At 38.9% G+C, this 17,215-nt stretch carries 15 protein-coding genes; 3 read left to right on the top strand and 12 right to left on the bottom strand.

Annotated features, from left to right (window positions below; translation table 11 throughout):
* Window positions 1–39 precede the first annotated feature (39 nt).
* From fadA to KO495_RS02215, 3 genes are all read right to left on the bottom strand, one after another.
* Window positions 40–1,203, bottom strand: a complete 1,164-nt coding sequence (gene fadA, locus KO495_RS02225) for an acetyl-CoA C-acyltransferase FadA (RefSeq protein ID WP_215978775.1) — start codon at window positions 1,201–1,203, stop codon at window positions 40–42.
* A gap of 16 nt (window positions 1,204–1,219) precedes the next feature.
* Window positions 1,220–3,403, bottom strand: a complete 2,184-nt coding sequence (gene fadB / locus KO495_RS02220) for a fatty acid oxidation complex subunit alpha FadB (RefSeq protein WP_215978774.1) — start codon at window positions 3,401–3,403, stop codon at window positions 1,220–1,222.
* A gap of 325 nt (window positions 3,404–3,728) precedes the next feature.
* Complete coding sequence (locus tag KO495_RS02215) at window positions 3,729–5,951, bottom strand: EAL domain-containing protein (RefSeq protein ID WP_215978773.1); 2,223 nt, start codon at window positions 5,949–5,951, stop codon at window positions 3,729–3,731.
* A 236-nt stretch (window positions 5,952–6,187) separates the two neighbouring features.
* On the opposite strand from KO495_RS02215, the gene KO495_RS02210 reads away from it, so the two are divergent.
* Window positions 6,188–7,081 carry a TIGR03899 family protein gene (locus KO495_RS02210; protein ID WP_215978772.1) on the top strand — a complete coding sequence of 298 codons (894 nt, stop codon included), beginning with the start codon at window positions 6,188–6,190 and terminating at the stop codon, window positions 7,079–7,081.
* Window positions 7,082–7,121: 40 nt separating this feature from the next.
* Here the strand turns inward: KO495_RS02210 and KO495_RS02205 are convergent, their stop codons facing one another.
* The 3 genes from KO495_RS02205 to KO495_RS02195 are packed head-to-tail and all read right to left on the bottom strand — an operon-like array spanning window position 7,122 to window position 11,432.
* The gene (locus KO495_RS02205) at window positions 7,122–7,877 is read right to left on the bottom strand and encodes a phosphoadenylyl-sulfate reductase (protein WP_215978771.1); all 756 of its coding nucleotides are present in this window, start codon (window positions 7,875–7,877) and stop codon (window positions 7,122–7,124) included.
* Entirely contained in the window at window positions 7,870–9,603 is a 1,734-nt protein-coding gene (cysI, locus tag KO495_RS02200) for an assimilatory sulfite reductase (NADPH) hemoprotein subunit (protein ID WP_215978770.1), read from the bottom strand. Before cysI ends, KO495_RS02205 begins: the two co-directional genes overlap by 8 nt.
* Complete coding sequence (locus KO495_RS02195) at window positions 9,603–11,432, bottom strand: assimilatory sulfite reductase (NADPH) flavoprotein subunit (protein WP_215978769.1); 1,830 nt, start codon at window positions 11,430–11,432, stop codon at window positions 9,603–9,605. Before KO495_RS02195 ends, cysI begins: the two co-directional genes overlap by 1 nt.
* A gap of 111 nt (window positions 11,433–11,543) precedes the next feature.
* On the opposite strand from KO495_RS02195, the gene KO495_RS02190 reads away from it, so the two are divergent.
* Window positions 11,544–12,266: a lytic transglycosylase domain-containing protein gene (locus KO495_RS02190; RefSeq protein ID WP_215978768.1), complete on the top strand. Its 723-nt coding sequence runs from the start codon at window positions 11,544–11,546 to the stop codon at window positions 12,264–12,266.
* A 67-nt stretch (window positions 12,267–12,333) separates the two neighbouring features.
* On the opposite strand, the gene KO495_RS02185 is transcribed toward KO495_RS02190, so the two are convergent.
* Genes KO495_RS02185 through KO495_RS02175 form a run of 3 tightly spaced genes read right to left on the bottom strand, consistent with a single transcriptional unit; the run spans window position 12,334 to window position 14,573 of the window.
* Window positions 12,334–13,089, bottom strand: coding sequence for a TIGR04219 family outer membrane beta-barrel protein (locus KO495_RS02185; protein ID WP_215978767.1), 756 nt, complete (start codon window positions 13,087–13,089; stop codon window positions 12,334–12,336).
* 4 nt (window positions 13,090–13,093) lie between these two features.
* The gene (locus KO495_RS02180; RefSeq protein ID WP_215978766.1) at window positions 13,094–14,089 is read right to left on the bottom strand and encodes a DUF2333 family protein; all 996 of its coding nucleotides are present in this window, start codon (window positions 14,087–14,089) and stop codon (window positions 13,094–13,096) included.
* 31 nt (window positions 14,090–14,120) lie between these two features.
* Window positions 14,121–14,573, bottom strand: a complete 453-nt coding sequence (locus KO495_RS02175) for a copper chaperone PCu(A)C (protein ID WP_215978765.1) — start codon at window positions 14,571–14,573, stop codon at window positions 14,121–14,123.
* A gap of 85 nt (window positions 14,574–14,658) precedes the next feature.
* Between KO495_RS02175 and KO495_RS02170 the strand changes: the two genes are divergently transcribed.
* A complete protein-coding gene (locus tag KO495_RS02170) occupies window positions 14,659–15,396 on the top strand; it encodes an enoyl-CoA hydratase-related protein (RefSeq protein ID WP_215978764.1) in 738 nt (245 codons plus the stop codon).
* 12 nt (window positions 15,397–15,408) lie between these two features.
* On the opposite strand, the gene KO495_RS02165 is transcribed toward KO495_RS02170, so the two are convergent.
* From KO495_RS02165 to pspA, 3 genes are all read right to left on the bottom strand, one after another.
* A complete protein-coding gene (locus KO495_RS02165; RefSeq protein ID WP_215978763.1) occupies window positions 15,409–15,750 on the bottom strand; it encodes a hypothetical protein in 342 nt (113 codons plus the stop codon).
* 82 nt (window positions 15,751–15,832) lie between these two features.
* Window positions 15,833–16,063, bottom strand: coding sequence for a PspC domain-containing protein (locus tag KO495_RS02160; protein WP_215978762.1), 231 nt, complete (start codon window positions 16,061–16,063; stop codon window positions 15,833–15,835).
* 113 nt (window positions 16,064–16,176) lie between these two features.
* Entirely contained in the window at window positions 16,177–16,839 is a 663-nt protein-coding gene (pspA, locus tag KO495_RS02155) for a phage shock protein PspA (RefSeq protein ID WP_215978761.1), read from the bottom strand.
* Window positions 16,840–17,215 lie beyond the last annotated feature (376 nt).

Here is a 17,215-nt window from a genome sequence, read left to right as displayed (position 1 = left end):
GCCGAGCTCAGGTTATTTATTTTCGCTAACGAATTATCTTTAAACTCGCTCAAATACGGTCGCGATACCTTGCCCTAGCCCAATACACATAGTTGCTAGACCTAGGTTAACATCTTGCCCTTCCATAAGATTAATTAACGTACCTGAAATACGAGAGCCAGAACAACCCAGCGGGTGCCCAAGTGCAATCGCACCACCATTTAAGTTAATACTATCATCAAGTTTATCTTCCACTTTTAATGCGCGAACACAAGATAGTGCCTGCGCTGCAAATGCTTCATTAAACTCAAATAAATCAATATCGCTAATACTTAAACCAGCGCGCTGTAATGCTTTATTAGTTGCTGGGACAGGGCCATAACCCATAGTTGCAGGATCACAACCCGCAACCGCCATACTCTTTATTTTCACACGTGCGGTTAACCCTAATGCTTTTGCCTTTTCAGCTGACATTACTAGCATTGCTGAGGCACCATCAGATAAAGCTGATGATGTACCTGCCGTTACCGTACCATTAACGGGATCAAACACTGGGCGTAAAGCGGCTAAACCTTCAGCAGTTGTTTCAGGGCGAACCACTTCATCATGTTCAACTAAGGTTAATGCACCTTCTTCATCATGCCCTTGGGTTGCTACAATTTCATTATCCCAACGACCTGCTAACATCGCCTGGTGCGCTTTTTGATGAGAACGAGCGCCAAAGGCGTCTTGCATTTCACGGCTAATGCCATGTTGTTTACCTAGTAACTCAGCGGTAAGTCCCATACTGCCTGAAGCTCTAGCAATATGCTTACTCAACGCTGGGGCAAAGTCGACATCATACATCATAGGTACATGCCCCATGTGTTCAACGCCACCAATTAAGTAAACATCACCTAAGCCTGCCATAATACCCGTAGTAGCATCATGAAGTGCTTGCATTGATGAGCCACATAAACGGTTAACCGTAACCCCCGCTACTGATTTTGGTAAACCAGCAAGTAACGAAGCATTTCTAGCAATATTAAAGCCTTGTTCTTTAGTTTGCTTAACACAGCCCCAAATGACATCCTCAATATCAGCAGGATTCAAAGACGGGTTGCGCTTTAGTAATTGTTCAATAAGATGTGCTGAAAGCTGCTCAGCACGAACATTACGAAATACACCAGCTTTTGAACGTCCCATAGGAGTTCTTATACAGTCAACGATGACAACTTCTTTCATGTTATTCTCCTACAGGTTATTTAGCGTTATGTGCCGAAGCGGTTTTAACGTCGCTATTAAAATAAGACTTGCCTGACGCGGCCATTTCACGAAGCCCGTCAGTTACTTGGTATATTTCACCTAAATGAGCGTATTTATCGGCGGCATTAATAAAGTTATTTAACCCTAATGTTTCAAGGTAACGAATAGCGCCACCTCTAAATGGAGGGAAACCAATACCGTAAATCAAGCCCATATCAGCCTCTGCTGCACTATCAACAACGCCTTCTTCTAAGCAGCGCACCACTTCATTCACCATAGGGATCATTAAGCGTTCAATAATTTGTTCCGCATTAAGTGTGTTATTAGTTGCGAGCTCTGCAAACAGCGCATAAGCTTCAGGTGCTGCAACTTTAGTAGCTTTGCCACGCTTATCCGTATCATGATTATAAAAACCTTGGCTATTTTTTTGTCCCAAACGATTATTTTCAAACAATACACTAACTGGGTCGTTCTCAATTTTCTGCATACGTTGTGGAAACCCTGCCGACATCACACCAGTACAATGATCAGCGGTATCAATACCTACTACATCGAGTAAGTAAGCAGGCCCCATTGGCCAACCGAATTCTTTCTCCATAACTTTATCTATTTTTGCAAAATCAACGCCCTCAAGCACTAATTGACTAAAGCCAGCAAAATAAGGGAAAAGTACACGATTGACATAAAACCCAGGGCAATCGTTAACAACAATTGGCGATTTACCCATTTTCGCAGCATAAGCAACTACCGAAGCAATAGTGGCGTCTGAGGTTTGTTTACCACGAATAATTTCCACAAGTGGCATACGGTTAACGGGGTTAAAGAAGTGCATACCACAGAATTTTTCTGGGCGTTTAACACTTTGTGCTAATAAATCGATAGAAATAGTCGAGGTATTCGAGGTTAAAATAGCCTCATCACTCAGATAACCTTCAACCTCAGCTAACACTGTTGCTTTGACTTTCGGGTTTTCAACAACCGCTTCAACCACAACATCAACATCTTTTACTGCATCATAACTCAAGGTTGCAGTGATATTGGTTAACACGCCAGCCATTTTTGTCGCTGACATTCTTCCGCGTTCAACCTGTTTCGTTAAAATATTAGCGGCAGTAGCTAGCCCTAAAGTTAACGCCTTATCGTTAATATCTTTCATGACAATCGGCGTACCTTTATAAGCCGATTGATAGGCAATCCCGCCACCCATAATACCGGCACCAAGCACTGCAGCCTTATTAACAGGTTTATCAACAAGTTTGGCTGCTTTTTTGGCTTTACCTTTAACCACTTGGTCAGCCATAAACAAACCAATTTGCGCTGTTGCTGAATCAGTTTTAGCTAGTTTAGCAAAGCCTTGGTTTTCTAATGCCATTGCCTCAGTGCGACCTAAATTAGCCGCAGCTTCAACGGTATTGACCATAACCATTGGCGACGGGTAATGTTTACCCGCTTTAGCAGCGATCATGCCTTTGCAAGTGCTAAACGTCATTAACTGCTCAAGCTTACTGAGTTTAAGCGGTTCAAGCTTACATTGACGCTTAGCTCGCCAATCTAATTTACCATCAATGGCTTGTTTCAATATTTTTAATGCTGCGCTACGCAAGATTTCAGGAGCAACCGCACTATCGAGTAAGCCGACGTTTAATGCTTCTTCGGCTTTATAACTTTTACCTGTAGACATCCACTCAATGGCGTTATCGGCACCAATAATGCGTGGTAATCTAACCGTGCCGCCAAAGCCTGGCATAATGCCTAGCTTAACTTCAGGTAAGCCAATATTAATATTGCTATCACCAACACGATAATCACAAGCGAGAGTCATTTCACAACCACCACCTAATGCGACGCCATTAATGGCAGCAACCGTTGGCATATCAAGATCTTCAAAGGCATCAAAAACATCAGAGGCTTTTTTGATCCAAGGAACTAAGGTTGCTTCGTCACGCTTAAAAATATCCAGAAATTCTGTAATATCAGCGCCGACTAAGAAAGTCGATTTTGCTGATGTTACGATGACACCTTTTGCCTCATCACACGCACGAATTGCAGCAATTACCGCAATAAATTCAGCAAATGTTGCTTGATCAAACTTATTAACAGACCCTTGTGCATCGAAACTAAATTCAACAATACCATCTGTTAATAGTTGAGCGCTAAGGCTATTGCCTTGGTATAACATAGCTATTCTCCTCATTGAAACTTACTTAAATATAAATCACTGACCAAGCACTAATACGTTATGTAGACGTTTAAATATCATAGTTACTTTTACTGATTTTGCTTTGAATATTGGTCACTATTTTTGCAATTCTTATTTGTTGCTTTGATAGTAGTTACTTGAGTGTGCCTTGAAAAAAATAGAAAAGCAACTTTTTAAAACGGTTGTTTTAATTATTTGTTTGACTTTAATTTTCAGGTAAATAAAAAGGCATAACATTTTGATAAATAGTAAAATGTTATGCCCTAAATATATAAATAGCGGGGGAATAAATGCTTAAGAGTAGTTAACGATTGTCATGTAAGAACTTAACAAACTCATCCTCAGGCATAGGTTTAGCATAATAAAAGCCTTGTACTTCATCACAGCCTAATTTAATTAAATGATCTTGCTGTTCAATTTCTTCAATACCTTCAGCAATCACTTTTAGGTTCATTTTCTGCCCTAAGTTGATAATTGTTTCGGCAATAACTGACTGACCTTCCTTGTTGATATCAGTAACAAAACTACGATCAACTTTTAGGCGATTTAATGGTAACTTTTGCAAGTAGCTTAATGATGAAAACCCTGTTCCAAAATCATCTAATGCAATACTAACACCTTCTTCTTTTAATCGAGCCAAAGCATCAATAACAATTTGAGGGTCGTCCATTAAAATATTTTCAGTGATCTCTAGCTCTAATCGACTCGGTTTAATATTTTGAGATCTAATCGTATTGATTGTTGTATCAACAAAGTCACCGCGCCTAAACTGAGGAATAGAGACATTGACCGAAATACTAATATGATTGAAATCATCTTCTAGTCGCTTTAATTGCTGACAAGCTTCGGTAACTACCCAGTCTCCAATTTCAATAATTAGGCCTGAATATTCAGCTAATGGAATAAATACACCAGGAGGAATAAATGTACCATCAGCAGTACGCCAACGTAGTAAGGCTTCTGCACCAATGACTTTTTTAGTCGCTAATGAGAATTGAGGTTGATACCACAGCTCCAAACAATTATTAGCAAAGTCGGTACGTAACTGCCTGATAACATTCAAGCGACCAAGCATTTGCTCTTCCATTTCAGGATTATAATAGGCGAAATGTTCTAAACGATTTTTCTTCGCTAAATTTAGTGCAATGTTGATTTGATTAAGTACTTGTACCCCAGTACTTTTAGCGTGCTCCTGAGTACATAAACCAAAACAAGCACTGATAGGAAGGTTTTGCTCCCCTGCCGCAAAAGGCTGGTCAAATAGAGCCATTAAATTCTCTGGCGTTAGGTGCTCTGCAGGACCAATGATACCGAAAACGTCAGCACCAACACGGGAGAATTTACAGCCAGCCCCCATTTTTTGCATACGCTGACCAACAGCATAAAGCAACTGATTGCCGACCTCTTGCCCTAAAGCATCATTAATATCACTAAAGTGATTAATATCAATAAGGGCTGCTACTTCATTTTTATACGAATGTAAGGAGAACTCATCAAGTAAACGCAGAAAATCAAGGCGATTAGGTAAGTTAGTTAACCAATCTTTATATGCCGCATTACTTAACTTTTGAAATAAATGAACATTTTCATAGCCAACTGACGCACCAGTTAAAAATACATTAAGTAGCTGTGTTTGAATATCGGTTAGTGGCCGCGACAACCTAACATGAATCACTGCGCGGTAATCACCTTTCACTAAGTAAAGGTTTAAGGTGTTAGGCGAATATTGATGCTGCTGCTGCATAAAACAACTTTTAACTTCTTTATTAGCCTCTTCATCATCTAACACTTCTAACTTTTGATTAATAAGTTCGTTTGAGTAACCAACTTGCGCGAGAATATAAAAACTTAAATCGTCAACATTTTCGAGAATACCTTGCCCTCTCGCACAAAACACGGCAGAAGCATCATTACCAATTAAGTCTTGTAGCTGTGCAACAACACCTTGACTATAACTACTAAGAGAGTGTTGTGATGATAATTCAGAAGCGCCTGAAAGGATTTTTTCTAAACCTAGTCGGTTTTCGTTAACGGTAGCAATTTGTTGATATGAGCGAATTGCGGCAAAAACAGTTGTGACTAACTTACGTCTCGTTAATTCTGTTTTCGTTTTATAGTCATTAATATCATATTCTTTAATAACGCTTTCTTCTGGCGCATATCCCGGCTGTCCGGTCCTAAGTACAATACGAATATCTTGACGGTGTAAATTTTCACGAATGTGTTTAACAACATTTAAGCCTGCGTCATCAGTTTCCATAACGACATCAAGTAATACTAAAACAATATTAGGGTTTTCTTCGATGAGTTGACATGCATCCTTACCAGAGTAAGCATGTAAATATTCAAGACGGCAACCTAAAACAACTAAGTCGGATAATGCAAGTTGAGTAACTGAATGAATTTCAGGATCGTCATCAACAATTAGCACTTGCCATGTTTCATCGCTACCTTGAGCTAAAACCTCATCTTCATCACTGTCATCAATGAATAAAAAGTCATCGTTAGTATTTTCTGATGCCTGCATACTGCCCTCAAATAACTAGTGTATCCTCGAAAATTAGTATTTCTCAGTAACATAACTAGCTAAGTATTAATTTTATTCTTTTAAACAAGTTTAGCTTAACTATAAACTAATACTACTTTTTTACACCATTAAACAAGATAATAAAAGCCACTTTGACAATATTCAATAAAACCATAGAATAAATCATAATCAAACGCTTAAATCGCTCACAAAGTAATCAGCAAGGGAATCTAAAAATGGAAACAGAAAAAAAAACGGTCATTGTGACCAAAGAAGATTCACCTACCGATGTTATAGAAGCGCCCACAACCCCAAACTCAAATGGTAAAAATAGCGAAACGAGCGCTTCACAACGCTTAACAAAACTCGCAAAGCACTTTGTGATTGACGGTACTTTACAGCCGCTTGAAAAACAAATGCCTATCGAAGATAGAACCTCTAAACGCAATCGCTTAGAGCATTTGCGCAAACAAAAAAATATTGAAGCGATTGTTGAGAAATCACTAGCATATTGTGCAAATAGTGATGTTAAACACAAAGCTGATAACGATTGGTTTAGCCGATATATTACTCTTGCGGAAGAAGTTAGCAACCCAACCATGCAAGATTTATGGGCAAAGATTTTAGCCGGAGAGTTAACTAAACCCGGTTCTTTCTCGTATAAAGCACTAAAAGTTTTTCGTGATATGAGTATTTATGACGCTAAGTTGTTAGCAAAAGCCAGCGCTTTAGCCATTAAAGATCAAAGTAAAAGAAACATCCGTTTAATTTCAGGCTGTTATCAAAAGCCTGGTTTACTGAATTTTTTTTCTAGTCATAGGCTACAACATGTTAATTTAAGCCATTATGGCCTGAATCATGCCGACTTATTGGCGCTCGCTGAGAATCATTTACTCTATACACAAGAAAGTGAATCAAATGCTATGGCCCAAAACGAAGCTATTATCTTTACTTACAATGGCTTGCCTTTAAAAATTAGTGCAAAAAAAGCCAATGTGGTGCTACAGTTTTATAAATTAACGCCTTTAGGCGCAGAGTTAGCACATTTAATTTCGGATAAACCGAATGAAGAGTTTTTTAATTATTTGAAGAAGCAACTCAGTCACCACTTTAACGTAAGTAGTGACTAAGTTGTTTAAAAGAAGCTTACAGAGCCGTTTGAGTCGCGAGTTAAATGCCGTCGCCGTCAGTATGTAAACCACACTCTCGCTGACCGCCACCAAAGCGTGTATCGCTTTCTTCCATACCTAAGGTGAGTGGTCTGGTACTATGTACATCGCCCACTGAAACATAACCTTCATCCCATAATGGATGGTACGGTAAATTATGTTTAGTTAAATACTCATGCACATCTTTATTAGACCAATCAATAATCGGGTGTACTTTAAAGCGGCCACGTAAAATGCTCACCACTGATAAACCTTCACGATGAGATGACTGCTGACGTCGAACCCCCGAAAACCAAGTACCAGCATTAAGCTCTGATAAACCACGCTCAAGCGGTTCAACTTTATTACGGCGATTATAAGCTTTTAATGATTCTTCATCTTTTGCCCACTCTTCACCGTATTTTGCTAGCTGCCAAGCTGCGCTTTCTTCAGCGCTATACACCTTTAAGTTTAGCTTTAAGCGCTCGGTTAGCTCTTCAATAAAGCGGTACGTTTCAGGGAATAAATGTCCAGTATCCGTAAGTAATACCGGAATATTATTATCTACTTGCGTCAACATATGCAACATAACTGCTGACTGAATACCGAAACTTGATGATAGTACAAATTGGCTCGGCAAATTTTCCATTGCCCATTCAACACGGGCAATAGACGACTGCTGCTCAAGTTGCTCATTCCATTGCGCTAACCACGGTTTAGGTAATGACGCTGGAAAGCGGTTATTAATAACCGCTGAGCTAGTGATTGCACTAGGCATGATGAAAGTCCCTAACACTAATTTTCACTTCATCAACAATACCAGCACGAATAACGAAATCACCAAAAGCTTCATTATTATTACGTTCAGCTGACCAACGCGCACTTAAAGCATCAATTTCGGTTAAGACACCTGCTTCATCAACATTTTCTTTATAAAGATTAGGAACACGGGTACCGCCTAAGTCACTCCCTAAATACATATTGTATTTACCTGGACCTTTACCCACTAAACCTATTTCAGCAAGCATGGCGCGACCACAACCATTTGGACAGCCAGTAACACGTAAAATAATGCTTTCGCCTGCTAAATCATTTTTAACCAAAATGGCTTCAACATCATCAACTAAGGTTGGTAAATAGCGCTCTGCTTCAGCCATAGCTAATGGACATGTAGGAAATGCTACACATGCCATAGAACTTTTACGCTGGTTGGAAACACTATCGTTTATCAAGCCATGTTCACGTGCTAATGTTTCAATAGCAGCTTTATCGGCTTCGGCAACACCAGCAACAATTAAGTTTTGGTTAGCGGTTAAACGGAAATCACCTTGGTGAATTTTAGCGATTTCAGCAACACCTGTTTTCAAGCTCTTACCGGCAAAATCAAGTAAACGACCATTTTCAATAAATAGTGTTAAGTGATGCTTACCATCAATACCTGCAACCCAGCCAAAGCTATCGCCACGGTGAGTAAACTCATACGGGCGTGATTCACTAAATTCAACACCAGCACGACGTTCAACTTCCGCTTTAAAAGTATCTGCGCCAACACGATCTAAGGTGTATTTCGTTTTAGCATTTTTACGGTTAACTCGGTTACCCCAGTCGCGCTGCGTAGTAACTACCGCTTCAGCGACAGCTAAAGTGTGCTCTAATGCAATAAAACCAAAATCGTCGGCAGTACGCGGGTAAGTACCGCTATCGCCATGTGTCATTGCTAAACCACCGCCAACAAGTACGTTAAAACCAATTAACTTACCGTTATCGCTAATGGCAACAAAGCTTAAATCATTAGCGTGCACATCAATATCGTTTTGTGGTGGAATAACAACGGTAGTTTTAAACTTACGAGGTAAGTAAGTACTACCTAAAATAGGCTCAACTACCTCAGTTGTTTCAACACGTTCTTCATCTAACCAAATTTCAGCGTAAGCACGTGTTTTTGGTAATAAGTGCTCACTTAATTTAACCGCCCATTCATACGCTTCTTGATGTAACTCTGATTCAACAGGGTTAGAAGTACATAGTACGTTACGGTTAACATCACCAGCTGTCGCAATAGAGTCTAAACCTATGCTATTAAGCGTTTGGTGCATCAACTTAATATTTGGCTTTAATACACCATGAAATTGAAACGTTTGACGCGTTGTTAAACGAATACTACCGTATGAAGTGTAATCATCTGCAAACTTATCAATCGCTAACCATTGTGTTGGTGTGATAATACCGCCTGGTAAACGTGCACGTAACATTACGTTATGTAACGGCTCAAGCTTTTGTTTTTGACGTTCAGCACGAATATCACGGTCATCTTGTTGATACATACCGTGAGTACGAATTAGTTGAAAGTTATCAGCGGTAAAGCCGCCAGTAATGCGATCTTGTAGATCTTCAACAATAGTACCGCGTAAAAAGTCACTTTCTGCTTTTAAGCGTTCGTTATCGGCTAATTTACCTTCAACGATAAGCACTGGATTTTCATTTTTTTCGATATCGTTGCTCATTAGTAAACATCCTTCTGGTAACGCTTATTGCTGCGTAGTGATTTCAAGTAATCTTCTGCTTGCTCGATAGTTAATTTACCGTGCTCGCTAATAATTTCGACTAAAGCTTGGTGTACATCTTTAGCCATACGGTTTGCGTCACCACAAATATATAAATGAGCACCGCGTTCAAGCCACGAAAATACGTCACTTGCTTGCTCTTTTAGACGATCTTGTACGTAGATTTTTTGCGCTTGATCACGAGAAAAAGCTACATCCATACGCGTTAACAGGCCTGATTTTAAATAGTTTTGCCATTCAACTTGATACAAGAAATCTTGAGTAAAAGTTTGGTCGCCAAAGAACATCCAGTTATCACCAGAGGCTTCAACAGCTTCACGTTGTTGCATAAACGCTCTAAATGGCGCAACACCGGTACCTGGGCCAATCATAATAACTGGTGTGTCATTGTTTTCAGGTAAACGGAAGTTATCATTGTGTTCAACAAACACACGTACTTTTTGACCTTCTTCAAGGCGGTTTGCTAAGAAACCTGAAGCGCCACCAATACGCTCTTTACCATTAGCTTCGTAAGCAACTACACCAACAGTTAAATGCACTTCTTCTTCAACTTCAGCCTGTGCTGAAGCAATAGAATATAAACGCGGGGTAATTTTACGTAAGTTATCAACAAAAGTTTGTGGCTCTACTGCCGCTTTAGCTAAAGCAACCACTTCAACAATTTGATGATTACCCGCAAATTCACGTGCGGTATTTTTGTCGCTTGCTACTTCAAGTAATGCTTTGTCGTTACTTAATGCTGCCCAAAACTCAATAAATGCAGGCGCTGTTTGGGTAATTTCTAAATGATTAATTAACGCTTCTTTTAAAGAGATCTCTTGTGTTTCGCCATTAATCTTAAGGCTAACTTTTTCATCACCCGTGGCGTTTAACTCTGCAACTAACTCATTAACAAGGGCTTCATCGTTTTCAAACCAAACACCTAACGCATCACCTACTTGATAAGTTAAGCCTGATTCACCTAAGTCTATTTCAATATGACGAACATCTTTGGCTGAATCACGGCCAGTAATTTTTTGGCTTACTGAAAATTCAGCGGCTAATGGGTTCTGCTTAGTATAAATACTTTCAGCGCCAGCGGTCGCTAAAGCAACAACAGGAGCAAGGCTAACCGCAGTTTGCGTTAACTCATCTTTTAAGCTGGTTACTGTGCTTGAGATCCAAGCTTCACAATCAGTTTCATAGTCAACATCACAGTCTAAACGGGGCGCAACTTGTGTTGCTCCTAACGCCTTTAAACGCTCATCAAAGTCTTTACCTGTTTGACAGAAAAACTCATAGCTACTATCGCCTAATGCCAATACGCTATAACTTAAATTAGGTAATTTAGGCGCTTTTTTACCTAATAAGAATTCATGAAACTCAATGGCATCATCTGGCGGCTCGCCTTCACCATTAGTACTAGCAACAATAAGTACGTGGCTTTCTGTTTTAAGACTTTTCGCTTTATAGTCAGCAATATTTTTTAAGTTAACCGTAATGCCTGCTGCCACTGCGCTTTGCTCAAGCTGCTTCGCAACACCTTTAGCATTACCTGTTTGTGAAGCAAATAAAATAGTCAGAGTTTTTGCTACCGCCGCTTCTGCTGCTGGAGCAATTTGTGCATTTTGACCTTGCTCACTCTTAGCCGCTAAGTAGCCACTTGCCCAAGCAAGTTGCAATGAAGAATAACTTTGCGTGGCTTGTTGTAATAATGCTAATTGATTAGCATCTAAGGCACTGCTATTGTTTGTTGTGTTTTGATTTGTAGAACGCTGCTCTGGCAACATAACGATTTTCACCCATGACAATTGATGGTGCAAGAATAGACAAATTCGAGGCAAAGCAGAAGGAATAGATAGCAATTTTTTATTCCAAAATGGAATAAAGATATTTTTTTAATGACTAACCCAATAAAAAATAACACATTGGATAAAAATAAAGCAGATCACACTGTGACAAACTATCACCGAACCTTTACTCAACGTTGCTTGAGCCTTAGAGTACTTATTTACCTGTGTTGCACCTACAGTGCAACATCGCTAGCTTTAGCCGCTGAAAAAACGGCTATATACACCTATAAGTCAGCAGAGGGAGTGACTTCTTTTTCTGATATTGCGCCCATCAATACGCATTATGAAACCTATCGTGTTGACTGTTATGCCTGCGAAGTAAATTCGCTCATAAATTGGCATCGCGCCAAGCTTTATTTAACCGAACATCAAGAAAAAATTAATAGTGCAGCTCAAGTAAACAGAATAGATCCCGCTTTTGTCCGTGCTATTATTCATGCGGAATCACATTTCAACGAAAAGGCAATTTCAAAGCAAGGCGCGCAAGGGTTAATGCAGTTAATGCCACGTACGGCACAGTCATTAGGGGTTACTAAGCCGCTAGACCCTGAACAAAATATTTATGGTGGTACACGCCATTTAGCACGCTTACTTAAAAAATATCGAGGTAGTCATAGCTTAGCTGCTGCCGCTTATAATGCCGGTGAGAGTGCAGTGAAAAAATATGCAGGCATCCCGCCTTTTCCAGAAACACAAGTCTATGTAAAACGGGTTAATATATTATTAAAGCGCTATATAAAGTCTGCTCCAACACAACTAACAAAAAATTAAATAGCGTATAAAACAAGGCGGTATTATCATGATAATACCGCCTTGTTTATTTTATGGTGATTATATTTTAAAAGTGCACAATAGCGCCGGCAAAAAATCCATCAAACGTTAGGTCACTATAAAAGTCATCTAAATCATTTAGTTCAAGTTTAACCGTGCGGTAACCAAAGGTTAAATCAACATCAACCGCTAAGTTGTCTATTAATTCATAACTAATGCCTGCTTGTGCATCATAAACGGTTTGGTCGTCATAGGTGATGAAGTTCGCTTCAGCAAAAAAGTTAAACCCTGTAAATGGCAAACCAATAACCGTTGAAAGATAAGCCATTGGAATATAACCCGATGCTGATAAGTCACTTGTATATAAAGTAGCAGGCTCTGCCACTTTAATATAGGTATCAAGATCACGGGCAGTTAAACCAAAGTCAAAAACTAATAAGTCATTATCAAATAATTCATAGTAAAGCGTATAATCAATATAGCTTGCTTCTAAAGTGGTATCTAAAGTTGCATTAGAACTATAAGTTTGACCATTAAAATTAAAGCTTTTAGCTACCTGAGTACCACCAATTGTATCTAATGTGGTACTTGATATTTTTGCATTAGGAATTAAAGGAATTGGGTGCTCAAAAGCAACAAAAAAGCTTCCTTGCACTTCGTCATTAAAATCAAATGCTGATTGGTTATTACTACCATCACCAAAACTACCACTTGCTTTACTTGCCCAAGCTTGACCACCAATATACAAACCTAATAGGGTATCGGCCTGTGCACTAGTAGACATCATGGCCGCAAGCCCTAATGCTAAAACTGTTTTTTTCATTAACTTATCCTTTACTTAATAATTCATTTAAATCAATCAAGGCTGCATTAGCGCGTGAAATGTAATTCGCCATCACCAATGAATGGTTAGCTAGCATGCCAAAACCATCACCGTTTAATACCATAGGGCTCCATAAGGTTTCTTGGCTTGCTTCTAATTCACGGATAATTTGCTGTAAGCTAATACGCGCATTTTTATTTGCTAAAACACTATCAAAGTCTATTTCAATCGCTTTTAATAATTGCAGTAACGCCCAAGATGCACCGCGCGCTTCATAAAACACATCATCAATTAACCACCAACTAGTTTTAATTTGTTGCTGCAAATCACCTTGGCTTGATTGCTGTGCTTGTTTATCGCCAGCTAAGTCTGTATTAACTTGTTCACGACCAACACTCGCGCTTAAGCGGTGCGAGTAACTACCTAGACGTTTTTGTACTTCTTCTATATAAGCACGTAAATTATCTGCACGTGCATAAAATTGAGCTTTGTCGTTTGAGTTAGCGCTCACTAAAGCGGCGCGATAAGCATAAAGGTGACTAATTGCCTTGCGATACTCTGACTCAGCACTCGGCATCGCCCAGTTTTTATGATTAATATTGAAACGAGGTTGTGCTTCTTTAAGATGAGTATTAACCAACGATTGAGATTGTGAGCGACTAAAATCTTTGCGCATCACTAGCGCCATATCTCGCACCATCTCTAACACACCAAACTCCCACGCAGGGATATTATCTAAAAATACTGAAGGAGGTAGTGCGTCATTTGATAAATAACCACCAGGCTTGTCTAATAAAGTTTCAGCCACTTTAATCAACGTTGTTGTGGTGGTGTAACCAACTACAGGTGCAACATTTTCAGTTTTTGCCGCCTGTATAACCTCTTGCTTAATATCTAAAAAATCTGGCTCAAAGCTCCAGTAAACACCAACACCATAAAAAAACACACAGACAACGAACCCTATAGCGGTTATTGACTTTGTAGATAAATTGATTTTCATAATCCTCTCCTAGGATAATGCTGAACAACAGTTACTTAAGTGCTTTAACAGGCAGTTGAACAGTTAACTGTTGATCGTTGGAAAAATGTAAGGTGATATCGACTTTGGTTTCAGGCGTTAGTTGTTCCGTTAAATCAAATATCATTAAATGTAAGCCATGTGGTTTCAACACTATGCTGCTATTTGCATTTATGTCAATTTGCACTATTTGTCGCATGCGCATCATACCATCATCCATGCTATGTTGATGCAACTCAATACGTGGCGAAATTTTACTGCTGACCCCAACTAAAGTCACTTTATTTTCGCTGTTATTCGCCAATGTCATATAAGCTGAAGAAATGGCAGTACCGGGAATACTTGCTCGTACATAGCCATCAGTGACGTTAATTGCGTCTATTTCTGCGGCACTACACTTAAACCCGCTCAATAACAATAAAACTATTGCAACAGTAACGCTCATAAATCCGTTAATTTTTTTCATTTTACTATACATCCTTCTTAACAAGCACTAAGGTTTATAATCACATCTTTATGATAACAATGCATTGTAACTAAGCTAGGTGCAAATGAATAATTTAATACTAACAACAGAAAAAAATAAAATTTTCACTATCATCCTTAATAGAAGTGATAAAAAAAATGCTCTCAGTAGCGCTATGTATCATGAATTGTGTCAACACTTTGAGTACGCAAAAAATAATCATAACATTCATTGTTTAGTGATACGCGGTGATGAAAACTGTTTTTGCGCTGGCAATGATTTACAAGATTTTTTGCAATGCTCTCCTGATGATGAACTGGTTGCTTTAGAATTTGTCAAAGTACTCGCTAATTTCACTAAACCTTTAATTGCTGGTGTCGCGGGTGTCGCTGTAGGCATTGGCACCACCTTACTATTACATTGCGACATGGTTATTGCTGCCGACAATGCGCACTTTAAACTTCCCTTTACTCAGCTCGGTTTATGTCCAGAAGCTGGCTCTAGTTTATTACTCACTCGTCTTGTGGGTCAAAATCGTGCATTTGAATTAATGGTGCTGGGCAAAAGCTTTAATGCTGAAAAAGCCTATCAATATGGTTTAGTAAATGAAGTTTGCCAAGCTAATGAACTTATTCAAATAACAGAAGCGACTGCATTGAATATTGCTCAATTACCAAATGATGCGGTGATGACCAGCCGTCGTTTAATTAAACAAGCAACACAATCTGTTGTTAATGACGTCATCAACGATGAAGGTACAGAGTTTGCTCGTTTAATAAATACGCCTGAGTGTAAAACTATTTTAGGTAAATTTTTCCGCTAATGATCAAACAGGTTAGCTATATTGTTCGGGTTGTTTTTCTTTACTGACCAGCCAAATCAGTAACGCGATTAATAATATTGGCCAAAAAATACCAATGGTAACCATCGCGAGAGTACCTACAACCATCACCGCAATAAAAATAAAACTACCAAAAACGCTTAATACAATAGCCAGCCCAACTAAAACAAGTGCCAGCATAACTAATGCAGAAACGCTAATAGCTTGTATGGGCTCAACAAACTCACCATCCATTGTGATATTTACGTCAGCGAATTGTAAAAAACCGGTACCAAATACATAAGTTAAAAATAATGTTGCCACAATAGCCAACAATAAAGATTTTCCAAAACTCATACGATTCTCCTTAACTTATTGATTTAATGGCTAGTAACTAGAACTCGCCTATTAGATGAAGCTTAGTCGTCGTTTATCGACACTAATATGAGCGACTTGACGGTAGCAATACACTTGCAACGACATAAGCTACGCCCGTTGGAACAGGAAAAACAATCAATGATGCTATTGCTGCAATACGTACTCCAAGGCGTGGTAAATCATAATGCTTTGCAATACCTGCACATAGCCCCGTGAGTTTTTTATACTGTTGATCTTTTGATAAACTCTTATGAACATCTTTTGCTCTTGAATATTCTCTATCGTAATTCATAATTTGCCTCTTATTGCTCTGCTACTACTACAATTGTTTAGTGCCACTTCAATACCAACTACCGTGATTCAAGTGGCAAAACTTCTCACATGTTTAACCGATAAATATAACGGTTACGCATTTACCGTTTGCTTTTTCATTGCTGCTAACTCTTGCTCGACCGCATCATTTTGCGCTAACTCATCGATTTGTGCCGAAAGCCCTTTTGATTCAGTTAAGTCATACGCTTCTACTTCTGCTTCAAGGCGATCAATTTTTTGCTGATAGCGCTCAAAACGACCGATTGCTTCATCAATATTATGTACCGCTGCTTTTTCACGAACTTTTAATCTAACCACTGCAGATTCTTCTCTGCGTAATATTGCTTCTTGGCGACGTTTTGCCTCATTAAGCTTATCTTGCAAACGCATAGCGTCGTCTTGTACTGCGGCTAAATATTCATCCAACTGGGTATTAGCTTCATGTAAATGCTCTAACTCGGCTTGTTGCTTATGCTTTTGTGTTAAAGCCGACTTAGCCAAATCTTCTCGGTTTTTTGCTAATGCCAGTTCGGCTTTTTCATGCCAATGATCAACACTGTTTTGAGTAGACTTTATTTGTCGAGCCAGTGTTTTCTGCTCAGCAATGTTTTTAGCCGCGGTGGTTCGTACTTCAATTAACGTTTCTTCCATTTCGGTAATGATCATGCGAATCATTTTTTCTGGGTGTTCGGCTTTATCTAACATACTGTTGATATTTGCATTAACGATATCGGTAAAACGACTGAATAATCCCATAACTTTCTCCTAACTTTATTAATATTTGTGTGCTGTTATTGTTGTGAATGAGTAACTAACCTGAGCTCGGCTTAACAAATGTTTCTCTAGCAGCTACTTTTCCTAACTTCTTCGTTAAATTTACTTGCAATAGGCCAGCTATTGACGCGAAATTTGCCTTGCTTATCATATGAAAAGAAGAAAAACTATCAAGCTAGAGGTTCATAAAAGTAATTTTTACTGATATTTCAATTTGTTAAATATCTCTTAAGCCGAGTTCAGGTTAAATAATAACAGTAATCAGATTTGATGAATTTCGATTTTCATTACGACGCCTATTTTTAAATCACCGATAATGTCACGATAAGTTTTACATTTACTATTTGATTTTTAACGG

This window comes from Colwellia sp. D2M02 (genome assembly GCF_018860755.1).
Taxonomy (GTDB): domain Bacteria; phylum Pseudomonadota; class Gammaproteobacteria; order Enterobacterales; family Alteromonadaceae; genus Colwellia; species Colwellia asteriadis.
The sequence above is the reverse complement of the archived record's forward strand: the minus strand, read 5'-3'. Positions and strand labels throughout refer to the sequence as shown.

Bases quoted from the DNA above. Each gene is read 5' to 3' on its own strand.
- fadA (WP_215978775.1), bottom strand. From the start codon at position 1,203: ATGAAAGAAGTTGTCATCGTTGACTGTATAAGAACTCCTATGGGACGT.
- fadB (WP_215978774.1), bottom strand. From the start codon at position 3,403: ATGTTATACCAAGGCAATAGCCTTAGCGCTCAACTATTAACAGATGGT.
- KO495_RS02215 (WP_215978773.1), bottom strand. From the start codon at position 5,951: ATGCAGGCATCAGAAAATACTAACGATGACTTTTTATTCATTGATGAC.
- KO495_RS02210 (WP_215978772.1), top strand. From the start codon at position 6,188: ATGGAAACAGAAAAAAAAACGGTCATTGTGACCAAAGAAGATTCACCT.
- KO495_RS02205 (WP_215978771.1), bottom strand. From the start codon at position 7,877: ATGCCTAGTGCAATCACTAGCTCAGCGGTTATTAATAACCGCTTTCCA.
- cysI (WP_215978770.1), bottom strand. From the start codon at position 9,603: ATGAGCAACGATATCGAAAAAAATGAAAATCCAGTGCTTATCGTTGAA.
- KO495_RS02195 (WP_215978769.1), bottom strand. From the start codon at position 11,432: ATGTTGCCAGAGCAGCGTTCTACAAATCAAAACACAACAAACAATAGC.
- KO495_RS02190 (WP_215978768.1), top strand. From the start codon at position 11,544: ATGACTAACCCAATAAAAAATAACACATTGGATAAAAATAAAGCAGAT.
- KO495_RS02185 (WP_215978767.1), bottom strand. From the start codon at position 13,089: ATGAAAAAAACAGTTTTAGCATTAGGGCTTGCGGCCATGATGTCTACT.
- KO495_RS02180 (WP_215978766.1), bottom strand. From the start codon at position 14,089: ATGAAAATCAATTTATCTACAAAGTCAATAACCGCTATAGGGTTCGTT.
- KO495_RS02175 (WP_215978765.1), bottom strand. From the start codon at position 14,573: ATGAAAAAAATTAACGGATTTATGAGCGTTACTGTTGCAATAGTTTTA.
- KO495_RS02170 (WP_215978764.1), top strand. From the start codon at position 14,659: ATGAATAATTTAATACTAACAACAGAAAAAAATAAAATTTTCACTATC.
- KO495_RS02165 (WP_215978763.1), bottom strand. From the start codon at position 15,750: ATGAGTTTTGGAAAATCTTTATTGTTGGCTATTGTGGCAACATTATTT.
- KO495_RS02160 (WP_215978762.1), bottom strand. From the start codon at position 16,063: ATGAATTACGATAGAGAATATTCAAGAGCAAAAGATGTTCATAAGAGT.
- pspA (WP_215978761.1), bottom strand. From the start codon at position 16,839: ATGGGATTATTCAGTCGTTTTACCGATATCGTTAATGCAAATATCAAC.